Source organism: Flavobacterium chilense (assembly GCF_001602525.1).
Taxonomy (GTDB): domain Bacteria; phylum Bacteroidota; class Bacteroidia; order Flavobacteriales; family Flavobacteriaceae; genus Flavobacterium; species Flavobacterium chilense.
Map to the genome: position 1 here is coordinate 1 of NZ_LSYT01000011.1, position 22,312 is coordinate 22,312.

General features: G+C 34.3%; 14 protein-coding genes. 7 read left to right on the plus strand and 7 right to left on the minus strand.

Annotated elements, in window-relative coordinates; translation table 11 throughout:
- Positions 1-310 precede the first annotated feature (310 nt).
- Positions 311-988 (plus strand): IS1 family transposase, encoded by a 678-nt coding sequence (locus A4F88_RS21840; RefSeq protein ID WP_068844896.1) that lies wholly within the window; start codon positions 311-313, stop codon positions 986-988.
- A gap of 98 nt (positions 989-1,086) precedes the next feature.
- Here the strand turns inward: A4F88_RS21840 and metE are convergent, their stop codons facing one another.
- Entirely contained in the window at positions 1,087-3,411 is a 2,325-nt protein-coding gene (metE, locus tag A4F88_RS21845) for a 5-methyltetrahydropteroyltriglutamate--homocysteine S-methyltransferase (RefSeq protein ID WP_068844897.1), read from the minus strand.
- A gap of 157 nt (positions 3,412-3,568) precedes the next feature.
- Between metE and A4F88_RS21850 the strand changes: the two genes are divergently transcribed.
- Together A4F88_RS21850 and A4F88_RS21855 are read left to right on the plus strand one after the other, a co-directional pair.
- On the plus strand, positions 3,569-4,030 hold the full coding sequence (locus A4F88_RS21850; protein WP_042566180.1) for an Lrp/AsnC family transcriptional regulator: 462 nt from the start codon (positions 3,569-3,571) through the stop codon (positions 4,028-4,030).
- 177 nt (positions 4,031-4,207) lie between these two features.
- Positions 4,208-5,554 (plus strand): deoxyguanosinetriphosphate triphosphohydrolase, encoded by a 1,347-nt coding sequence (locus A4F88_RS21855; RefSeq protein ID WP_068844898.1) that lies wholly within the window; start codon positions 4,208-4,210, stop codon positions 5,552-5,554.
- 89 nt (positions 5,555-5,643) lie between these two features.
- On the opposite strand, the gene A4F88_RS21860 is transcribed toward A4F88_RS21855, so the two are convergent.
- The 4 genes from A4F88_RS21860 to A4F88_RS21875 are packed head-to-tail and all read right to left on the minus strand — an operon-like array spanning position 5,644 to position 10,167.
- Positions 5,644-6,645, minus strand: coding sequence for a DUF3078 domain-containing protein (locus A4F88_RS21860; RefSeq protein ID WP_068844899.1), 1,002 nt, complete (start codon positions 6,643-6,645; stop codon positions 5,644-5,646).
- 36 nt (positions 6,646-6,681) lie between these two features.
- Positions 6,682-8,469, minus strand: coding sequence for a 1-deoxy-D-xylulose-5-phosphate synthase (locus A4F88_RS21865; protein ID WP_068844900.1), 1,788 nt, complete (start codon positions 8,467-8,469; stop codon positions 6,682-6,684).
- A gap of 53 nt (positions 8,470-8,522) precedes the next feature.
- The gene (locus A4F88_RS21870) at positions 8,523-9,386 is read right to left on the minus strand and encodes a hypothetical protein (RefSeq protein ID WP_082815832.1); all 864 of its coding nucleotides are present in this window, start codon (positions 9,384-9,386) and stop codon (positions 8,523-8,525) included.
- A 7-nt stretch (positions 9,387-9,393) separates the two neighbouring features.
- Positions 9,394-10,167 carry a hypothetical protein gene (locus A4F88_RS21875; protein WP_068844901.1) on the minus strand — a complete coding sequence of 258 codons (774 nt, stop codon included), beginning with the start codon at positions 10,165-10,167 and terminating at the stop codon, positions 9,394-9,396.
- Positions 10,168-10,227: 60 nt separating this feature from the next.
- Here A4F88_RS21875 and A4F88_RS21880 point away from each other — a divergent pair, with 60 nt between their 5' ends.
- Positions 10,228-10,671: a nucleoside deaminase gene (locus tag A4F88_RS21880; protein ID WP_068844902.1), complete on the plus strand. Its 444-nt coding sequence runs from the start codon at positions 10,228-10,230 to the stop codon at positions 10,669-10,671.
- On the opposite strand, the gene A4F88_RS21885 is transcribed toward A4F88_RS21880, so the two are convergent.
- A complete protein-coding gene (locus A4F88_RS21885) occupies positions 10,672-11,205 on the minus strand; it encodes a hypothetical protein (RefSeq protein WP_068844903.1) in 534 nt (177 codons plus the stop codon). It abuts the gene before it with no gap.
- Between the two features lie 208 nt (positions 11,206-11,413).
- On the opposite strand from A4F88_RS21885, the gene A4F88_RS21890 reads away from it, so the two are divergent.
- The 3 genes from A4F88_RS21890 (at position 11,414) to pbpC (ending at position 20,326) form a co-directional block, all read left to right on the plus strand.
- On the plus strand, positions 11,414-17,083 hold the full coding sequence (locus tag A4F88_RS21890; protein WP_068844904.1) for an alpha-2-macroglobulin family protein: 5,670 nt from the start codon (positions 11,414-11,416) through the stop codon (positions 17,081-17,083).
- A gap of 124 nt (positions 17,084-17,207) precedes the next feature.
- Positions 17,208-17,798 carry a transposase gene (locus A4F88_RS21895; protein WP_068844905.1) on the plus strand — a complete coding sequence of 197 codons (591 nt, stop codon included), beginning with the start codon at positions 17,208-17,210 and terminating at the stop codon, positions 17,796-17,798.
- 152 nt (positions 17,799-17,950) lie between these two features.
- A complete protein-coding gene (pbpC, locus tag A4F88_RS21900) occupies positions 17,951-20,326 on the plus strand; it encodes a penicillin-binding protein 1C (RefSeq protein ID WP_068844906.1) in 2,376 nt (791 codons plus the stop codon).
- A 224-nt stretch (positions 20,327-20,550) separates the two neighbouring features.
- On the opposite strand, the gene A4F88_RS21905 is transcribed toward pbpC, so the two are convergent.
- Positions 20,551-22,095: an Rne/Rng family ribonuclease gene (locus tag A4F88_RS21905; protein ID WP_068844907.1), complete on the minus strand. Its 1,545-nt coding sequence runs from the start codon at positions 22,093-22,095 to the stop codon at positions 20,551-20,553.
- Positions 22,096-22,312: the final 217 nt, after the last annotated feature.

The window sequence follows — 22,312 nt, forward strand, 5'->3', positions numbered from 1 at the left end:
GAGTCAAATTTAAATCCATATAAATCTATATAAAATCCATAATATGTTGATATTTAATATGTTGACTTTTTAAATCCATATAAATCTATATGGGGTTATTAATTCAATAATTGTAGGTTTTTACGTATTTTTGAGTTGTGTTTAATTTCTCTACCTTTGTAAAAGAAATCGGTAATGTATCAGATGTGTTGGTGGCAAACAATTGTATTTGACATTTTCAGATAATCAGATATTTGCATTAATATCGCATAAAAAATTAAAACAACCTTCGGGTTGTTTTTTTATTTTATAATACCTTAAATCGAAAAAAATGAGATTAAACCAGACTAGATGTTTCAGATGTGTTGGTGACATTCCTAACATGATAAAGTATGGAAAGACAAAGTCAGGTAATCAAAGGTATGTTTGCAGAGTATGCAGGAAAACCAGAGTTGACAATTATGCATATCACGCTTATAAATTAGATATAAATCAAAATATTATTCAGTTAACCAAAGAAGGTTTAGGAATAAGAAGTACAGCAAGAGTGTTAAAAATTTCAACGACAACATTATTGAAAAGAATTGTATCAATTGCCAGAGATATTTCTAAACCAGTTATCAGCAGAGGTAAAATTTATGAAGTTGATGAGCTTTGCACTTACATAAGACACAAGAAAAATTACATCTGGCTGGTTTATGCTCTTGAAAAGAATTCCGGAAATGTTGTAAGTTTTAATGTTGGAAAGCGTACCAATAAAACATTATGTCGTGTTTTGGATACCTTAAAATTATCAGAAGCAAAAAAGATATATACCGACAGATTGAAAAACTATAGATATTTGATTGAGAAGAAGCTGCATTCTGTAAAACGATTTGGGACCAATCATATTGAAAGGAAAAATTTGACTTTAAGAACACATCTAAAAAGATTAAATCGTCGAACGATTTGTTTTAGCAAAAGCCAAATAGTTTTAATTTCGGTTTTAAAGATTTACTTCTGGCTTTAATATATAAAATGCCCGCCAAAGTGAAGTCGAAACTAAATCATAACTAACTTCCGACTCCACTAAGCTGGCATAAAAAACAAAAATATATTTAATAAAAATTACAAACTAACAGGATTTTCAACTGCTGATCTCATTTCTTGGGCAGCAGCAACCATTTCGATTAAAGCCTTTTTAGTTTCATCCCAATGACGGGTTTTTAAACCACAATCAGGGTTTACCCATAATTGATCTACCGGAATAACCGCCGAAGCTTTTTCCAGTAAACGAACCATTTCGGCACTTGATGGTACACGTGGAGAGTGAATATCATAAACTCCCGGACCAATTTCGTTTGGATATTTAAAGTTGGCAAAAGCATCCAGAAGTTCCATTTGCGAACGAGAACATTCAATGGTAATCACATCGGCATCCATATCGGCAATATTCTGGATAATATCGTTAAACTCGCTGTAACACATGTGAGTATGAATTTGCGTATCGTCGTTTACACCACTTGCCGAAATTCTAAAAGCTTTTACTGCCCAGTCTAAATAGTTTGCCCATTCTTCTTTTCGTAACGGCAAACCTTCACGAATTGCCGGTTCGTCAATCTGAATAATTTTGATTCCTGCTTTTTCTAAATCGACAACTTCATCACGAATCGCCAAAGCAATCTGTGTACAAGTTTCAGAACGAGGCTGATCGTTACGAACAAATGACCATTGTAAAATAGTTACAGGTCCTGTAAGCATTCCTTTTACCCATTTTGGAGTTAGAGATTGTGCATATTTTGACCATTTTACTGTCATAGGAGTTGGTCTCGAAACATCGCCGTAAATAACAGGAGGTTTTACACAACGGCTACCATAACTCTGAACCCAGCCATTTTTGGTAAAAGTAAATCCGGATAATTGTTCTCCAAAATATTCCACCATATCATTACGCTCAAATTCTCCGTGAACCAGAACATCGATTCCGGTTTCTTCCTGAAAACGAATCGTAGCTTCAGTTTCTTTTTCGATTAAATCATTGTATTCCTCAGTAGTTAATTCACCTTTTTTGAATTTCGCTCTCCAGCTTCTCACTTCAGCAGTTTGAGGGAAAGATCCAATTGTAGTAGTTGGAAATAATGGCAGATTTAAAGCTTCGATTTGACTTTTTCGTCGCGTAGCAAAAACACTTTTACGTTTGTCATCAGATGCTGTAATTCCTGCTACACGTGTTTTAACTTCGTTGTTATGAATTAATTTTGATGTTTTACGATTTTCGTTTGCGATCGTATTTTGTTCAAAATCAACAGAGTTTTTAATGTCGGTTTCACCAGAAGCGAATTGTTTTAATAAAACAACTTCATTGATTTTTTGTTTTGCAAAAGCCAGCCATTGCTTGATTTCAGGCGTAAGAGTCTCATCGTTTGTTTCTAAATCCAAATCGCACGGGCTGTGGATCAGAGAACAGGATGGAGCAACCAGAATGCGGTTTTCGCCTAAAACATCAGTTGCTTTTTTAATTAATTCTAATGATTTCTTGAAATCATTTTTCCAGATATTCCTTCCGTCAACCACTCCTAATGAAAGATTTACGTTTGAAGCCAGTTTCCCGGATTCTAAAATGTCATCTAACTGAAGCGGACAACGAACTAAATCTAAATGGAAAGTATCTACAGGAAGCGCTAAAGCCGTTGCAAGATTTTCTCCAAAGCAATCAAAATAATTCGCTAAAATAATTTTGATTTTTGGGAAACGTTTGTTGATTTCGTTATAAACTTTTGTAAATGTATTTCTCTCTTTATCAGTTAAATTTAATGCCAGGAAAGGCTCGTCTAATTGAATGTATGCTACATTTTCTGTTTGTAATTTTTCGAAAATTTCAAAATAAACAGGAAGTAGTTTGTCGATAAGGTCAATTCGGTGAAAACCTTCTTCTTTTTCTTTTCCTAAAAGTAAATAAGAAACAGGTCCAATTAGAACCGGTTTTGTAGCAATTTTTAGAGTATTTGCTTCTTTAAATTCATTAATTACTTTTTCTGAAAACAATTCGAATTTCTGATTCTTAGTAAATTCAGGTACAATATAATGATAGTTGGTATCGAACCATTTTGTCATTTCCATTGCTACAACATCCTGACCGTCTTTTTGTGCACCTCTTGCCATGGCAAAATACAAATCGACAGCAGAGTTTGTTTTGGCAAGTTCGCTATAACGTTCCGGAATGGCTCCAACAGTCAAAGTCAAATCCAAAACCTGGTCGTAAAAAGAAAAATCATTAGACGGAATAAGATCTACTCCAGCTTCAGATTGCAAATGCCAGTTTCTACGACGAATGTCTTTTCCGGTTTCGATAAGTTCATCAACAGTAATTTTTCCTGCCCAGTACAATTCGCTGGCTTTTTTTAATTCTCTGTTGCTACCAATTCTTGGGTAACCTAAATTATTTGTTTTCATTTTGATTTCAGTATTTTTTACTGAACAAATTTATTGTTTTAGGTTTTAAAACTTATATTTGATGTTTATTTAAGTAATTTGTATTTTAAAACAATGTTTTTGAAGATTATATTACTTTTAAAACCTTTTAAATGAAACTTTAGCCGTAAAAAAAACTATGGAAAACCTTGATAAAACTGATTTATTGATCCTGAAACATCTTCAGGAAAACTCAAATATTAATACAAAAGATCTTGCCAGCAAATTATTCCTAACCGTAACGCCTGTTTATGAACGAATCAAAAGGCTAGAGCGTGACGGATACATAACTAAATATGTGGCATTGCTGGACAAGAAAAAGATGAATCGCGGAATGACTGTTTTTTGTAATGTTCGTTTAAAGGAACATGCAAAAAATGTGGGAAGTAATTTTGTAAAAGATATTGTCGCTCTTCCTGAAATCATCGAATGTTATAATATTGCCGGAGATTATGATTTTATGCTTAAAATTCTGGTTCAGGACATGGCAAGTTATCAGGATTTTGTAATGAATAAATTATCGACGATCGAAAACATCGGAAACACGAACAGTATTTTTGTAATGGGAGAAATCAAACATAGTACAGCTTTAGAATTTTGATTTTTTGCCACGAATTCGTGAATTATTCTAACCGCAATGATTTGTAATAATTCGTGAATTCGTGGCTAAGAAAACTTAAGTCAAATTAATCTGTGGCCTATTTTTATCCTAAAATAAAAGCGTATTTTTGAGCCTCCTTAAATCTAAAATCAATAATCTACAATCTAAAATAAAAAAATGAACTGGGAACAACTTCTATCACTAAAACGCCAAGGCGATACTAGCAAGAGATTACGTGTAGAACAAGATGATACGAGATTGGGATTTGAGGTTGATTATGACCGAATTATCTTTTCGGCTGCATTTAGGTCTTTACAGGATAAAACACAGGTAATTCCGCTTTCAAAAACAGATTTCGTACATACCAGATTAACACACAGTCTTGAAGTTTCGGTTGTGGGGCGTTCTTTAGGGCGTTTGGTAGGAAAAAAAATAATCGAAAAATACCCGTACTTAAAAGAAGTTCACGGATATCATATGAATGATTTTGGCGCTATTGTAGCTGCGGCTTCTTTAGCACATGATATTGGGAATCCCCCTTTTGGACATTCAGGTGAAAAAGCAATAGGAGAATATTTCTCGATAGGAAACGGATTAAAATACAAAGAACAGCTAACAGCTAAACAATGGCAGGATTTAGTTGATTTTGAAGGAAATGCCAATGGATTTTCGGTTTTAACCGCGAGCCGCCCGGGAATCGAAGGCGGACTTCGAATTTCGTATGCCACTTTGGGAGCTTTTATGAAATATCCTAAAGAAAGTTTGCCTAAAAAGCCAACTCAGAATATAGCCGACAAAAAATACGGTTTCTTTCAAACTGATAAAACATTTTTTGAAGAAGTAGCTAAAGATATGGGAATGATCGCCAATAAATCTGGAGAAGATATTGGTTTTGAAAGACATCCTCTGGCTTATCTGGTTGAAGCAGCTGATGACATTTGTTATACTATTATTGATTTTGAAGACGGAATAAATTTAGGTTTAGTGTCTGAAGATTATGCTTTAGAATATTTAATCAAACTTGTAAAAGATAATATCGGAGTTGCCAAATACAAGACTTTAGAAACTAAAGAAGATAGAATCAGTTATTTGCGTGCCCTGGCGATTGGAACTTTGATTAATGATGCTGTAAATGTTTTTATTGAAAATGAAGAAGCTATTCTGGCTGGAAACTTTCCTTTTGCCTTAACAGATAAAAGCAAGTACAAAGCCCAGATGAATGATATCATTAATTTAAGTGTGGAGAAAATCTACCAGAGCCGTGAAGTAATCGAAAAAGAAATTGTAGGTTATCAAATCATCCAGACTTTATTGGATAAATTTATAACAGCTTTTAATAACAAATTCGAAGGAACGGCTTCTAATTACGATAAGCTGCTTTTAAAAATGCTGCCGGAGAAACATCATTTAGAAAAAACGAATCTATACGAACGTTTACTGCATATTTGCCATTATGTTTCATTATTAACAGACGGAAATGCGCTGGAATTATTTGAAACAATTAACGGAAGAAAAAACAATTAAACCGCATTGGTGGTTTTCTTTAAAATAAAATACCCCGTAAATATTTATGGGGTATTTTTTATTTTCTAAGTATTGGAGAAATTTATTTTTTATTGAAAAGCATATACCAGACCAACACCTAAAACTTGTCTTAATTGCATTCTTGGTCCATCATTTACCTGAGATTTAGACCCGGTTGCAGGATCAATAATATCTTTTTTAGTTTTAATATCGTCATCATAAACTAGATGAACACCAATATTTGCTTTTACATAAGCATTTACAACAAGATCTAAACGAGTGTCGTAATCAATATCGACATTCCCAAATTTATTCAGATAATCGGTATATAAACTTAGTCTGTTTTCGTAAAAAACGTTTTTATATATCTCATTTTTCATGTAAGCAGTACACAAAATACCAAATTCAGCTTTTACTTTTTGTCCTTCATCAATTAAAATTTGATTATTAGGATCTAGCGGATCAGGCGCATAAGTCGCTTTTTTAACACCAAAAGATCCCTGATTGGCTAAATTCTGATCTAATACCAAAGTAGTTTTTAACGTAATTGGAGAGAAGTAAAATGTTCTGTTTTTCTTTTTATTCGAATTTTCAGCTCCGGCTCCTAAAAAGATATATGCCGGTGCAAATGGTTTAGAGATTGCAATATCCCTGTTTGGATAATTGTAACCGTTGGTAAACTGTGTATTGAAATTAAATTTTGCCGAGTAATACCAGTTGGTAACAGAATCTTTTCTAAAGCCGTAAGTAGAGTTTAGTAAAACAGCATCGTCAGTTTTTCTAAGTTCAATACCGTCTTGTTTGTTTAAACCGTATTTTACAATAAGTTCATTTACCCATTTATGATTTCCTTTAACGTAAGTTCTGTTAAATTCACCTTTAAATAAACCGGAAACAGAACTTGTTCCCCCCGCGCTCCAGTTAACAAAAGCGATTTCAGAGATATCAAAACCTAACTGATTTTTTTTACTCCAGTTAGACGGTGGAGGAGGCAATTGATTTGGAGCTAATGTCGTTTGTATAATCTGGGCAAAGTTATGTGAGGTACACAAAAGCATTAGAAGCAAAAGGGTAGAACGCAATAATTTCATTATGATTTTAGTTTTTTTTTTGGTAGCGCAAAATAATTATTTTGTCTCGTTAGAAAAAAGATTTATTAAACTTTTAACGTCAATTTTGCACAATTGTTGTAACTGACTAACCGTTCCATGCTCAATAAATACGTCCGGAATACCTAAAACTTCGATTTTATTTTTAAAATTATTTGCTGCGGCAAACTCCAAAATAGCGCTTCCAAAACCACCATTTATTGTTCCGTCTTCGATGGTAATTATCCTTTCGAAATTAGAAAAAATAAAGTGTAATGTGTTGCTGTCTAGCGGTTTAATAAAAGGAAAGTCAAAATGGGCAATCGTTTCAGGATTAGAGCATTGATTAATGGCCAAAGTCACATTGTTTCCAATTGTTCCCGTCGATAAAACGGCTGTTTTTGTACCTTGTTTTAAACAATTTGCCTGACCAATTATAATTTTTTCGTAATGTCCGAAATTTTCTACTTCCCAATTTGGTATAACCCCACGACCTCTCGGATATCGAATTGCGATAGGATGATTTAAGCCCAATTGAGCCGTGTATAAAATATTTTGCAATGCAATTTCGTTGATTGGTGCGCAGATAATCATATTCGGGATTGCCCTCAAATAAACAATATCAAAAATACCATGATGAGTTGCACCGTCTTCTCCTACCAAACCTGCACGGTCTAAGCAAAAAATAACCGGTAAATCCTGTAAAGCTACATCATGAATAACCTGATCGTAAGCACGCTGTAAAAAAGTCGAATAAATAGTGCAATACACAATCATACCCTGAGTCGTCATTCCGGCAGCAAGCGTTACAGCATGTTGTTCGGCTATGCCAACATCAAAAGCACGTTCGGGAATTTCATCCATCATAAACTTCAAAGAACTTCCGGATGGCATTGCAGGTGTGATTCCAATGATGTTTTTATTTTTTCGTGCCAAATCTAAAATAGTCAAGCCAAAAACATCCTGATATTTAGGAGGAAGGTTTTCTTCAGATTTTAAAAGGATTTCTCCAGTCGAAGCATCAAATTTTCCGGGAGCATGGTATTTGACCTGATTCTCTTCTGCCTGCTGTAAGCCCTTTCCTTTAGTGGTTACAATATGAAGAAATTTTGGACCTTTAATCTTTTTCAATCGGTTTAATTCCTTGATTAAAGCAGGAAGATCATGACCATCAATAGGCCCCGAATAATCAAAATTTAAAGATTTGATGATGTTATTCTGCTTCGGATTTTTACCGTTTTTAACAGCTGTTAAGTATTTCTTTAAAGCACCAACACTAGGGTCAATTCCAATTGCATTATCATTTAGAATAACCAAAACATTCGCATCTGTAACTCCTGCATGATTTAACCCCTCAAAAGCCATTCCTGATGCAATAGAAGCATCACCAATTACAGCAATATGCTGTTTGTCCGTATCACCCTTTAATTTTGATGCAATCGCCATCCCTAATGCCGCAGAAATAGACGTAGAAGAATGTCCAACCCCAAAAGTGTCGTAAATACTTTCGCTTCTTTTTGGAAACCCTGAAATTCCGTCTATTTGCCTGTTGGTATGAAAAATTTCTCTTCTTTCAGTTAGTATTTTATGTCCGTAAGCCTGATGTCCAACATCCCAAACTAATAAATCTTCAGGCGTATTGAAAACGTAATGCAAAGCAATAGTTAGTTCAATCACTCCAAGACTGGCGCCCAGATGTCCTTCCTTTACAGAGACAATATCAATTATAAAATCTCGTAATTCTTTCGCCAGTTGTGGCAATTGAGTTTCGTCGAGTAAACGTAAATCAGCTGGATTGTATATGTTTGAAAGTAAATCGCTTTTCATTGTAAGGTAAAAAGCAAATTTACGGTTTTAAATTTAATTTTTATTACCGAGATTTATTGTAATACAATTGGTAAAGAATACAGTCTTCTTGATTTCTTGCCATTCGTTTCTCCTGGTTGCCATTTAGGGCATAAACCCAAAACTCTTTTAATTTCCTGTTCTGTAGAACTGTCAATTTCAGGAACAGATTGAAGATAAGTTACAGATCCGTTTTTTTCTACTGCAAAAGAGAGATTGATTTTGAGCTTTGCGGTTTCTGCGCTTTGTGGTTTTTTAAATTCTTTTTCAAAAAAATTATAGAATTGCTCAATTCCGCCTGGAAATTCGGCATTTGTTTCAACTGCGATTCCACCATTATATACAGGTTCTTCTATTGTTTTCTTGTTGTTGCCTTTTATTGATTTTGCTTTTTCTTCTTTATCTTTTTCTACAGGATTTATTGTGAATTTAACGTGATCAACTTTTGGTGGCGGAGGTGGTGGAACAAGTGTCTTAGAAGAATCTTTTGGGTTAACTGGAATATCTCCAACAACAATTTGTTCTTTCGTTACAGTATCTGATACAATTTCTACTTTTTCTATTTTTTGCTTTTTACCCTCTTTATTTTGACAACTAAACAAAGTCGTTCCCATAGCAATGAACAGTGCTAAAAGAAATATTTTACTATAATGAGTTTGAGAATACAAAATACGATTTGGAACCTGAATTGTTATGGAATCTAGTTGTGATTTTTTAAACCTCCCGCAAATTTTATTTCTTTGATTTTGAATAAAAAAATGCTGAATTTCCTCCGGCATCATCGATGTAAAATCAATAACCGTTTTAGAACAGCTCATACAAAATCGGCCATTTTCTTTAGGAGTCATTTCATCCCAGTTTTCGTGGCATGGTTCAGGAATGGTTATTTTAGTTTTCATTTTTTAATTACTTAAATGGAATTTGCAAAGTGTAAGTGGAGCGAACAACTCGATTTTTTCGTTTACCCGGAATCCACTTTGGAGTTTTTTCTAAAATTCCGATAATATCTTTTTCACTTGCTGAAGTTGTATTTTCAAGTATATTAAAATTGCTGAGACTTCCGTCGCCTTCAATTACAAATAAAACGGATATTTCTCCTTGTTTTGCTGTGATAAGTTTTTTTGAAAAATTAGAATTGAATTTTTTTATTCCATTTTTTGGAACAGCAGCAACATCCAAATCATTTGAATTATAAATAATTCCGTAATGTCCAGATTGAGGTTCCTCTGTTCCAGATTGAGAATCTTCCGCTTTTAGTTTAGGTAGGGGCGTCAAAATAATTCCAGTCGTAGCATGTTGTTCTGGTTTGACATCTTCTACAACTTCAACTTTATCAATTTTTTTCTTATTTCCATCTTTGTCTTGACAACTAAATAAAGTAGTGCCCATTGTTAGAAATAATGCTAGCAAAAACATTTTATAATAATTGGTTTGTGTATGTAAGACCTGCTTTGGAATTTGAACGATGACAGAATCTAATTGTTCATTTTTAAATCTTCCGCAAACTTTATTATTTTGATTTTGAATAAAAAAATGTTGAATTTCTTCCGGTAACATGGTAGTGAAGTCAATAACCGTTTTAGAACAGTTCATACAAAATCGGCCATTTTCTTTAGGAGTCATTTCATCCCAGTTTTCATGGCAGGGCTCAGGAACTGTTATTTTGTATTTTCTTTCCATATTTGAATATCAAGATTTAAATGTAATAAAAATAAATACTAAAATCTTATTTTTGCAATTATGATAAATCCCTTCACCGACGAGTATTTTATGAAAAAAGCTTTGCAGGAAGCTGAAATGGCTTTTGATAAAGGCGAAATTCCTGTTGGAGCTGTAATTGTTGTGGCAGATAAGATCATTGCAAGAAGTCATAATTTAACCGAACTCCTAAATGATGTTACGGCTCATGCCGAAATGCAGTCGATAACCGCTGCAGCAAACTTTCTTGGCGGAAAATATTTAAAAGACTGCACATTGTATGTAACGCTCGAACCTTGCCAAATGTGTGCCGGAGCTTTGTATTGGAGTCAGATTTCGAAAATTGTTTTTGGTGCCCGTGATGAACAACGTGGTTTTATAACTATGGGAACTAAACTGCATCCAAAAACGACTGTAGTTTCGGGTGTGATGGCAAATGAAGCAGCCGATTTAATGAAACGTTTTTTCCTTGAAAGACGTAAGTAGTTAAAACAAATATCCTCCCATGTAAACACATATAAAGAGCATAAAAGAATTAAAGCAGATAATATTGTAAAACGTGTTTTCAGAAAATCCTTTTTTCGAAAGCAATATTTTTATACTTATTCCGATTGAAAAAAGCAGGATTAGACAAATGTAGAATTGAATTCCATTGATACTTAAACCGCTAGAAAGTATATTCGTATAATTTCTTGTCTTAGATTTTACGGTTGTTACTGATTTAAATAGTAAAGACGTTTCAATTACAATATTATTTTCTTCAATAAATTCTTTTGCTGTAGAAAAAGTAAATCCTTTTTGTGTAAAATAATGATAAGAAACTTTTTGTCTGGATTTACCGGAAGTTCTTAGAGCGTAATGAGTAATTACATCATTAGTCTTTGAGGCAGGCAAAGCATAATAATCTGCAAAAGCGATCAAAATAAAAAATGTTATTAGACCGAGCAAATATATAATTGTATTTTTATTTTTTATAATGAATTCATTTTCAGAAGAGTATTTTTGAGAGTTGTTTGACATAACATAAAAATTAAAAATATGCGAAATATAATACATTTTTGCCTTGACCTGTTATGAAATTCCAACAATATTTATTAAAGAATTTTCTTCTAAAAAAATCTAAAAATATTTTACTTTTATCGCAATTTAATTTGTATTTTGCTGTTAATGTTTTTAACGGTAAATCGTATTAAATTTCTAGCTTGTTAACCATTAACTCTAAATAAAAGTGAAAGCAAAAGGATTAATTCTCGTATTTTTTGTGTTTTTTATTTTTCAATCCTGCGGTAGAAAATCAGCTGCAGATTTCAATTCCGATTTTTCATTATTTAAAGAGTATATAGTCAGTTTTACCGGAGGCATTGTTTCTTCGGAATCTGATATTAGGGTGGTTTTGGCTTTTGATAAAAAAGAATGGAAAGCCAATCAGGTTTTAGATAGCGATTTGTTTGACATTTCGCCAAGTGTTGATGGAAAAGTGGTAGCACTTTCAACAAACACCATTGCTTTTATTCCGGAGAAAAAGTTAAAACCCGGAACAGAATATCAGGTTACTTTAAAACTGGATAAACTCATCACGATTCCAAAAGAGAAAGAAAAAGAACTTTCGAAGTTCAACTTTACCGTTAAAACAATCAAGCAGGATTTTACAATAAATACTGCCGATATACAGTCGTACAGCAAAGAATATCAATATTTAAATTGTGTGTTAAAAACAGCAGACAATATTGATCTTGAAACGGCTAAAAAGTTAGTGTCAGCAAACCAAAAAGGGAATAATCTCAAAATTAAATTCGAAAAAAAATCAGGTTCAGCAAAAGAATTCAATTTTATAATTGATAGCATCCAACGTTATTCTGAGGCAACCAACCTTGAAATTGCTTATGATGGAAGTGATTTTGATATTGATCAGAAAGGACAAATCGATTATGCGGTGTCTGGTATAAGCGAATTTAAAATTGTAAAAGTCGAAGTTCCGGAAGGAAGCAATAAATCTGTTTTAATTAATTTCTCAGAACCTCTGGAAAAAGGACAGGATTTTAAAGGATTAGTTGCGATTCAAAATACTAATAATTTAAAATTCTCGACTCAGGGAAATGTGCTCAAAGTATACTTTAGTAACGAAGCGCCGGCAAAAAAACAGGAAGCCGTTCCTGCTGTGGTCGAAGAATCAACAGTGGCACTTGCTGATTCGGCAACAGTTGTGGTAGATAGTGCGGCCGCTGTAGTTGACGAGCCTGTAGAAGTAGTTCAGAATGAAGAGTCAGAGTCGGAACAAATTGTAGCGGGTGATTTAGTGATTGAGGTTTTTCAGGGAATCGAAAGCCAGTACGGAAAAAAAATGGACTCGAATTACAGTGAGAAAATTACTTTTGACCAGATTAAACCAAGTATTCGTTTCATTAAAAACGGAACAATTCTGCCAAGTTCTAATAATTTAAAACTGAATTTTGAAGCTGTAAATCTTAGTGCTGTTGATGTAAAAGTATACAAGATTTACAAGAATAATATACTTCAGTTTCTTCAGTACAATGAATTAAACGGAAGTCAGAATCTTAAAAAAGTGGCTCAGCCCGTTGCTAAAACAACACTTAAATTAAACGAAAGCGCTTTGGTAAATCCAGCAAAATGGAACACGTTTGCTTTAGATTTATCTAAAATAATTACGCCCGAACCAGGTGCAATTTACAGAGTAGAGTTTGTTTATAAAAAGAAATACTCATTATACAAATGCGCTGCTTCTGAGACAGATGAAAACGATGAAGAGGAAGAAGATGTTGATGAAAATGATGTAAATTATAGTGGAAACTCTTATGACGATTATTACTATGACGATTACAACTGGAGAGAAAGTCAGGATCCGTGTACTAGCTCGTATTATTATAATGCCAGAATAGCAACAAACATTTTAGCGACAGATTTAGGGGTAATTGCCAAAAGAGGGGAGAATAAATCGTATTTATTTGCTGTAAATAATATTGTAACGACTGAACCTGTTTCGAATGCCAGAGTTGATTTGTATACCTATCAACAACAAAAAATAGCTACAGCCGCAACAAGCAGTGAGGGAATTGCATCATTTCAGTTGAATAAATTCGCTTATTTTGCGATCGTTACTTTAGGAGATCAGTCAACGTACGTAAAACTAGATGACGGACTTTCTTTATCTGTGAGTAATTTTGATGTGTCTGGCGAAACGTTACAAAAAGGTCTAAAAGGCTTTATTTATGGAGAGCGTGGTGTTTGGCGTCCGGGAGACAATTTGTATTTGTCTTTCATCTTAAATGATGCTTCAAACAAGCTTCCAAAATCACATCCAATTAAACTTAGACTAAATGATCCAAACGGAAAAACAACCTATCAGACCATTCAAAAAACCAACGATTTAAATCATTACAGCTTTATAGTTCCAACAAGTGCCGAAGCACCAACAGGAAACTGGGAAGCCATGATAAGTGTAGGTGGAGCTAAGTTTTATAAAAGCATTAAAATTGAAACGATAAAACCAAATCGTTTAAAAATCAAAAACAATTTCTCCAGAAAAACACTTTCATCCTCATATCCAAATACCAGTAATCTTGAGGTTACATGGCTTCATGGCGCTATTGCGAAAAATCTGAATGTAGAAATGCAGGCTAAGTTTTCGCAGCAAACAACCACGTTCAAAGGATATGAGAAATTTAGTTTTGATGATTTGGTTCGCCAGTTCAGTACAGAAGAAATTAATGTTTTCTCAGGTAAATTAAATGAAAACGGAAAAGCAACAGTAAACATTGAACCCAAGTTACAAGGACAGGCTCCTGGAATGCTTCGTGCCTCATTCATTACAAAAGTATACGAAGAAGGAGGTGATTTTAGTACAGATGTTATTTCTACAACTTATTCTCCATATAAAACCTATGTAGGAATAAAAGCGCCTGAACTAAACAAATACAATATGCTCGAAACCAGAACGAATAATCGTTTTGATATTGTAACGGTTGATGAAAATGGAAGACCAAAATCAGTACGAAATCTGGAAGTAAAAGTATTTAAAGTAGATTGGCGCTGGTGGTGGGACGCTTCGACTGATAATTTATCGAATTATAATTCTTCAAATGCAACGACTTCATACAAAACCTTTATCATTAATACAGATTCAAACGGAAAAGGAGCTGTACAGTTTTCATTAACAGATGAAGAATGGGGACGTTACTTAATTCGTGTTTCAGATCATACAGACGGACATGCAACTGCTTTGACTGTAAATATAGACTGGCCAATATGGTCCGGAAAAACACGTAACAGAGATGCATCAACAGCTAATATGCTGGTTTTTTCAACAGATAAGAAAAACTATGCTGTTGGCGAAAAAGCACAAATATCTTTTCCTTCAAGTGAAGGAGGCCGTGCCTTGATTTCGATCGAAAACGGCTCAAAAGTAGTACAGACACTTTGGGCTAAAACAAAACAGGGAGAAACTAAAGTCGAAGTACCAATTACAGGAGCAATGGCCCCAAATGTGTATTTTAATATTACACTTCTGCAACCACATGCTTCGACTAAAAACGATTCACCTATTCGTATGTATGGAATTGTTCCAATTGAAGTTGTGGATAAAAATACCATTTTAGCACCTACACTTTCAATGCCGGATGTTCTAAAGCCAGAACAGACATTTACTGTGAAAGTGGGTGAAAAAACGGGTAAAGAAATGACCTATACCATTGCAGTTGTTGATGAAGGTTTGCTTGATTTAACACGTTTTAAAACACCAAACGCATGGGATAGTTTTTATGTTCGTGAAGCTTTGGGAGTAAAAACCTGGGATATTTACGATGACGTAATTGGCGCTTATGGCGGAAAAATAAATCAGATTTTTAGTATTGGAGGAGACCAGGATTTAGGCGGAGGAAAAGCTAAAAAAGCCAATCGTTTTAAACCAGTTGTATTGTATTACGGTCCATTTAAATTAGAAAAAGGACAAACCAAATCACATCAGTTAAAATTACCAAAATACATTGGTTCTGTGCGAACTATGGTGGTTGCCGGTGATGCCAATACAAGTGCATACGGAAGTGTCGAAAAAGCAACTCCCGTTAAAAGCCCATTGATGGTTTTAGCATCATTACCAAGAAAAATTTCACCTTCAGAAAAAGTAACGATTCCGGTTACGATTTTTGCAACCGAAAAAAGCATTAAAAATGTGTCGATTCAGCTAAAAACAAGCAACGGATTAAAAGTAATGGGCAGCGCAACACAATCGCTGACTTTTGCAGAACCAGATGAGAAAATGGCTTATTTTAATCTGGTAGTAGGATCAGTAACAGGAATTGCCAAAGTACAGGTTATTGCGACTTCAGGAAAAGAAAAGTCAGTTTATGATGTTGAGATTGATATGACCAATCCTAATCCGGTTACCAGTACTTATACCGATGTTATCTTGCCTCCAAATAGTACTAAAACTATTTCATGGCAAACATTTGGAGTAGCTGGAAGCAATAAAGCAAGATTAGAAGTTTCGTCCATGCCAACCATTAATTTAAATGGAAGATTGCAATTTCTTATTCAATATCCGCACGGTTGTGTAGAGCAAACGACTTCATCTGTTTTTCCACAGTTGTTTTTAAATGATGTTGTTGATCTTGATGCAACCCGCAAAGAGATTATTCAAAAAAATATAACAGCGGGAATTGCCAGATTAGGAACTTTTCAATTGTCAAATGGCGGATTGCCTTACTGGCAGGGAAATACTATTGCTGACGACTGGGGAAGCTCATATGCTGGACATTTCCTGATAGAAGCAGAGAAAAAAGGATATGTATTACCTATTAATTTTAAATCAAAGTGGATTTCGTACCAGCAAAAAGAAGCCAAACAATGGCGTTTTGAACCAAAATACGGAAATGATTTAGCTCAGGCTTACAGGTTATATACACTGGCGCTGGCTGGAAATGCCGATTTATCATCGATGAACCGATTACGTGAAACAAAAGGTATTTCAAATGAAAGCAAGTTACGTTTGGCAGCAGCTTATGTTTTGGCAGGACAAAAATCAGCAGGACAAAGTCTGTTATTTAATACTAGTATAGACAATGAATCGAATGATTACAATTACTATTATTATGGTTCAGTTGAGAGAAACAGGGCAATGGCTTTGGAAACAATGTTGCTGTTAGGACAAAAGCAAAAAGCATTTGCAATGGCTTCAAAATTAGCCAAAGCAATGTCTAATAATGAATGGATGAGTACGCAAACAACTGCTTATTCTTTATATGCAATGTCGAAATTTGCTGCCGGAAATGGTCCGAGAGGAATTAATATTCAGTTTAGTAAAAACGGAAAAGGCGAGACCATAAGTACACAAAAAACAATTGCCGACAGAAGTCTGGCTGTTCTGGCTGGTTCAAATAGTGTTACTTTGAAAAACAATAAAAATAATACCATTTATGTTCGTGTTTTAAATACAGGGATTTTGCCAATAGGACAGGAAAATGCAATTCAAAGCGATGTTTCGGCAGCTATTGTTTTCAAAAATAGAAAAGGAAGTATTATTAATGTTTCTAAAATTAATCAGGGAACCGAATTTATTGCTGAAGTAACGGTTAAAAACCAAAGAAATGAAAGTGTTCAGAATGTAGCGTTATCTCAAATTTTACCTTCAGGATTCGAAATTGTAAATACACGTTTCACAGATTATGGAGATGCGACAAACAACATTGCAGACTACATTGATATTCGCGATGACAGAACTAATTTCTATTTTGGTATGAAATCCAGAGAAACAAAAGTCTTCAGGATTTTATTAAACGCTTCGTATTTAGGGAATTATTATTTACCTGGATTACAATGTGAAGCGATGTATGATAATACATTCTTAGCCAGAACAAAAGGGTTCTGGGTTGAGGTGGTGAAGTAAAATTTAGCATACGTATCCTAACAGGTTTCCAAAACCTGTTAGGTATCATATTAAGTTTTTAGGAAAAGAAAAAACATACCTAACAGGTTTTGGAAACCTGTTAGGATAATAAAGAATAGGAGAAGTGGAGAAAGATGTTTTTGAGGCGGGGCAATATTACCATGTTTATAATCGAGGAAATAATAGTGAGAATATTTTTATTGAAGAGAGAAATTACAACTACTTTTTAGAAAAGGTTAAAAAATATATTTTACCAATTGCTGATATTTATGCCTATTGTTTACTCAAAAACCATTTTCATATTGTTCTACGGATAAAAGATAAAATTGATCTTCCAGAGAAGTTTAAAGAAAAAATCCATTTGCCATTTTCGAATTTATTTAATTCTTATTCCAAGAGTATAAACAAAGCTTATAATCGGACTGGAAGTTTATTTCAAGAGCATTTACAGAGAAATAGAATCGAAAATGAAGAATACTTGAAACAATTAATTTTATATGTTCATTTGAATCCTGTAAAACATCAATTTTCTAAAGATTTCCAATCGTATAGGCATTCATCTTATCGTTCTTTTTTATCTGATAAGTCAAGCAATATAGATCGAGAGTTTATTATAAAATTATTCAACGATCTAGAAAATTTTATATTTTGCCATGATGAAAGAAAGTTGATTTATGAAGGCGTGCTTAGTGATGTAAATTTACTGGATCAATAGAAAATTGAATTCTACTATCCTAACAGGTTTCCAAAACCTGTTAGGTATTTTATCGATATAGAGAAGAAATTTTTATTTTTTCTTTTAGGAATGAATAAGGAATACCTAACAGGTTTTGGAAACCTGTTAGGATACGAAATAGCAATGTAATTTTGAAAAATAAACTTATAGCGTTTTTCCAACGCATCATAAACTGGATAAAAAGAAATAAAATAAAATCAGCAATTGCATTTCTGCTCTTGCTGATTTACTATTTTTCGATACCCCGAACTTTGTTTCAGGAACCCTATTCTACGGTTATTGAAAGCAAAGAAGGCGAATTACTGGGCGCGAAAATTGCCCGTGACGGACAATGGCGTTTTCCTGCACAGGACAGTGTTCCGGGTAAATTTAAAAAATGTATTGTTTATTTTGAAGATGAGTATTTCTATAAGCATCCTGGTTTTAATCCGGTTGCAATGGTAAATGCTATAAAACAGAATAAGAAAGCGGGAAAAGTAGTCAGAGGCGGAAGTACATTGACGCAACAAGTGATTCGATTGTCCAGAAAAGGAAAAGGCAGAACTTATTTTGAAAAAGTTATCGAAGTTATTCTCGCGACCCGATTAGAATTAGGGTATTCTAAAAACGAAATTCTGGAATTATACGCTGCTCATGCACCTTTTGGAGGGAATGTTGTAGGACTTGAAATGGCTGCCTGGCGTTATTTTGGCGTACAAGCAAATCAGTTGTCCTGGGCAGAAAGTGCTACACTTGCTGTTTTGCCGAATGCACCAAGTTTGATTTACCCGGGAAAAAATCAAATTAAATTATTAAATAAACGAAACCGACTTTTGCTGAAATTGCGTCAGGAAGGAATAATCGATCAGCAAACATACGAACTTGCAATCGAAGAACCCTTGCCGCAAAAACCTTATGATTTGCCTCAAATAGCACCGCATTTGTTACAACGTGTAGCTAAAGCTGAAGAAGGTACGCGTGTAAAGACAACTATTGATTACGCCCTGCAAAACAGAGTGAACCAAATTGCAAGATATTATTACAATCAATACAAGCAGAATGAGGTAAATAATTTGGCGATTTTGGTCATAGATGTTTCAAATCGGAATGTGATAAGTTATGTGGGGAATGCTCCCACAGATAAAGATCATCAAAAAGATGTAGACATTATTGCCGCACCAAGAAGTACAGGAAGTATTTTAAAACCGCTTTTATATGCAGGGATGCTGGATGATGGAGAAATTTTGCCCAATACATTAGTGGCTGATATTCCAACACAAATTGCGGGTTATACACCACAAAATTTTAATCTGACATTTGATGGTGCTGTTCCCGCCCACCGTGCTTTGTCACGTTCTTTAAATATTCCGGCGGTTTTGATGCTGCAGGATTTTGGAGTAAACAAATTCTATGAAGAACTGCAGAAATTCAAATTAAGAGATATCAATAAAACACCTGATCACTATGGCTTGTCACTTATTTTAGGTGGTGCCGAAAGTAATCTGTGGGATTTGTGCAGGACCTACGCCAGCTTATCTTCAACAGTGAATTACTATACTAAAAATCAGGGAAAGTATAGAACTAAGGAATTTACAGAGCTGAATTATAAAAATGGTTTCGAGCCTGATTTTGGTTCAGAAAGTGATCAGAAGAATATAATAGGCGCCGGATCGATTTGGTTAACCTATAACGCAATGGAAGAGGTTAACAGGCCAGAAGGAGATGAAGCCTGGAAGTTTTATGACAGTTCTCTGAAAATTGCCTGGAAAACCGGAACAAGTTTTGGAAACAGAGATGCCTGGGCGATTGGTACAAATTCTAAATATGTTGTTGGAATTTGGGTTGGAAATGCAACAGGCGAAGGAAGGCCAACTTTGACCGGAGTGACAAGTGCAGCTCCCATTTTGTTTGATGTTTTTAATTTATTGCCACGACAAAAGTGGTTTCAAACGCCTTATAAAGATCTGGCAGAAGTTGAGGTATGCCGTTTGAGTGGTTATCTTGCAAAAGAAGGTTGTCCTAAAATTAAACAATGGGTTTCTAAAAAAGGAAAATCGACTGTGGTTTGTCCGTATCATAAAACAATTCATTTAGATAAAACAGAAAAGTTTCAGGTTAATAGCAGCTGCGAAAGCGTCGAAAACATTGTAACAAAAAATTGGTTTGTTTTGCCTCCTGTAATGGCATGGTATTACAAAGGTCAGCATATTGAATATTTGCCATTACCGCCGTTTAAAGAAGGCTGTGAGGGAACGCAAACCGTTACAATGGATTTTATTTACCCCAAAACGAATAGTAAAATCTATTTAACGAAAAATTTTAATAGTGAAGTTCAGCCTGTAATTCTAAAAGTAGCTTATTCAGAAAGAGATAAAGAATTGTTTTGGTATGTAGACGATGTTTACAAAGCAACAACAAAAACATTTCATGAACTCCCAATTACGCCAACTTCCGGAATACATTACATTACCGTTGTAGATGCTTCTGGAAATGAAATTAGAAGAAAAATTGAAATAATAAGAGAATAAGTAGCGAATTGTCAGGCTGAGCGAAGTCGAAGCCTACATGCTAATTGGAGCGCCCTTCGACTTCTTTCAGGGTATATTAGCATTCAAAATAACTTTTTAAATATAGTTTTTGAACATAAATTTCTGCCACGAATTCATGAATCATTATAAAAATTTAATTAGTGAATTCGAGGCAAAAAAAAGCATAAAAAAACCGCCAGTCTCACGAAAGGCGGTTTTGATTTTTATTCTGAAATAACATTTCCTTTTTTATCATAGAAATGGTATTCTAAGTACGTGTAAGCGTCACGAGGTATGATTTTCACCCATTTCTTATGTTCAAAAAACCATTTTGAACGTAATGATGGAAAACCTTTACTGAGGTATGCAGCCACAAATGGATGTGTGTTAAGCACTACATTTTTGTGGGTTTTTAAAAGTCTTTCTAAATCAGAGGTGATTCTGTCAATAATTAAAATCGGTGCTTCAATTTCACCACTAACTTTATTAGGATCTTCTTCTCTGGTTTTGATGTTAACTTCTGGTCTTACGCGCTGTCTTGTAATCTGGACTAAACCAAATTTACTTGGCGGTAAAATTTTATGCTTTGCTTTATCGTCGCTCATTTCTTCTCGCAAGAAGTCGAACAAAACTTTCCTGTTTTCTGGATTAGACATATCGATAAAATCAACTACGATTATTCCGCCCATATCACGCAAACGAAGTTGTCTGGCAATTTCAGCGGCAGCAATCATATTAACTTCCATGGCGGTGTCTTCCTGATTAGTCGCCTTATTTGAACGGTTTCCGCTATTTACGTCTATAACGTGCAGCGCTTCAGTATGTTCAATGATAAGATAGGCGCCTTTACTCATGGAAACGGTTCGGCCAAATGAAGTTTTGATTTGTCTCTCTATATTGTATTTCTCGAAAATTGGAGTGTCATTTGATTGATAAAACTTAACAATCGATTGTTTTGAAGGTGCAATTTCTTGCAGATATTCCTTCGTTTGATGGTACAACTCTTCATCATCTATTTGAATACCACTAAAGGTATCGTTGAATACATCTCTTAATATCGAAGAAGCTCTGTTGAGTTCTCCTAATACTTTTGAGGGATGATGAGCAGTTGGTAATTTTTTACACATTGCAGTCCATCTGCCAAGCAGGTTCTGCAAATCTTTTTCTAATTCGGCTACGTTTTTGCCTTCGGCTACTGTGCGAACAATAACACCAAATCCTTTAGGTTTGATCGATAGAACAAGTTTTTTTAGACGATCCTTTTCTTTTTTATCTTCTATTTTTTGAGAAATAGAAACACGGTCAGAAAACGGAACGAGAACAATAAATCTTCCTGCCAATGAAAGCTCAGCGCTTATTCTTGGACCTTTGGTAGATATAGGTTCTTTTACAACTTGAACTAAAACAGATTGATTGGCACTTAAAATATCAGTAATGATGCCATCTTTGTCAATCTCTTTTTCAAACTGAAAGGTTTTTAGGGAGAAATCTTTTATTTTACCTGCGCTTACAAGTTTTATGAATTTCAGTTGAGAAGCTAAGTTTGGTCCTAAGTCATGATAATGTAAAAAGGCATCTTTTTCGAAGCCTACGTTTACAAAAGCAGCATTAAGTCCTGCAACTGGTTTTCTGATTTTGGCAATAAATATATCGCCCACCTGAAAGTTGCTTTTCTCTTCTTCTTTATGTAATTCAATTAGTTTTCCATCTTTTAATAAGGCAAAATCTACGGCTTCAGAACTAGATCTAATGATTAATTCTTTATTCACACTGTAAATTTTTATCCGTGAATAGGTTGTCGGTTGTTTGTTGATAGTCGTTGGTAAAAGAAACCAAAAACTAAAAACCAAAAACCATCAACTTCTACAAGGATGGATTAAACAATATTTTTAACAGGTATTGAACCCGGGGAAAACTAGCTGGCAGTTTGCAGTTCGGAGTAATCAGCAGACTGAAAACTAAAAACTGATGACTGAATACTAATTT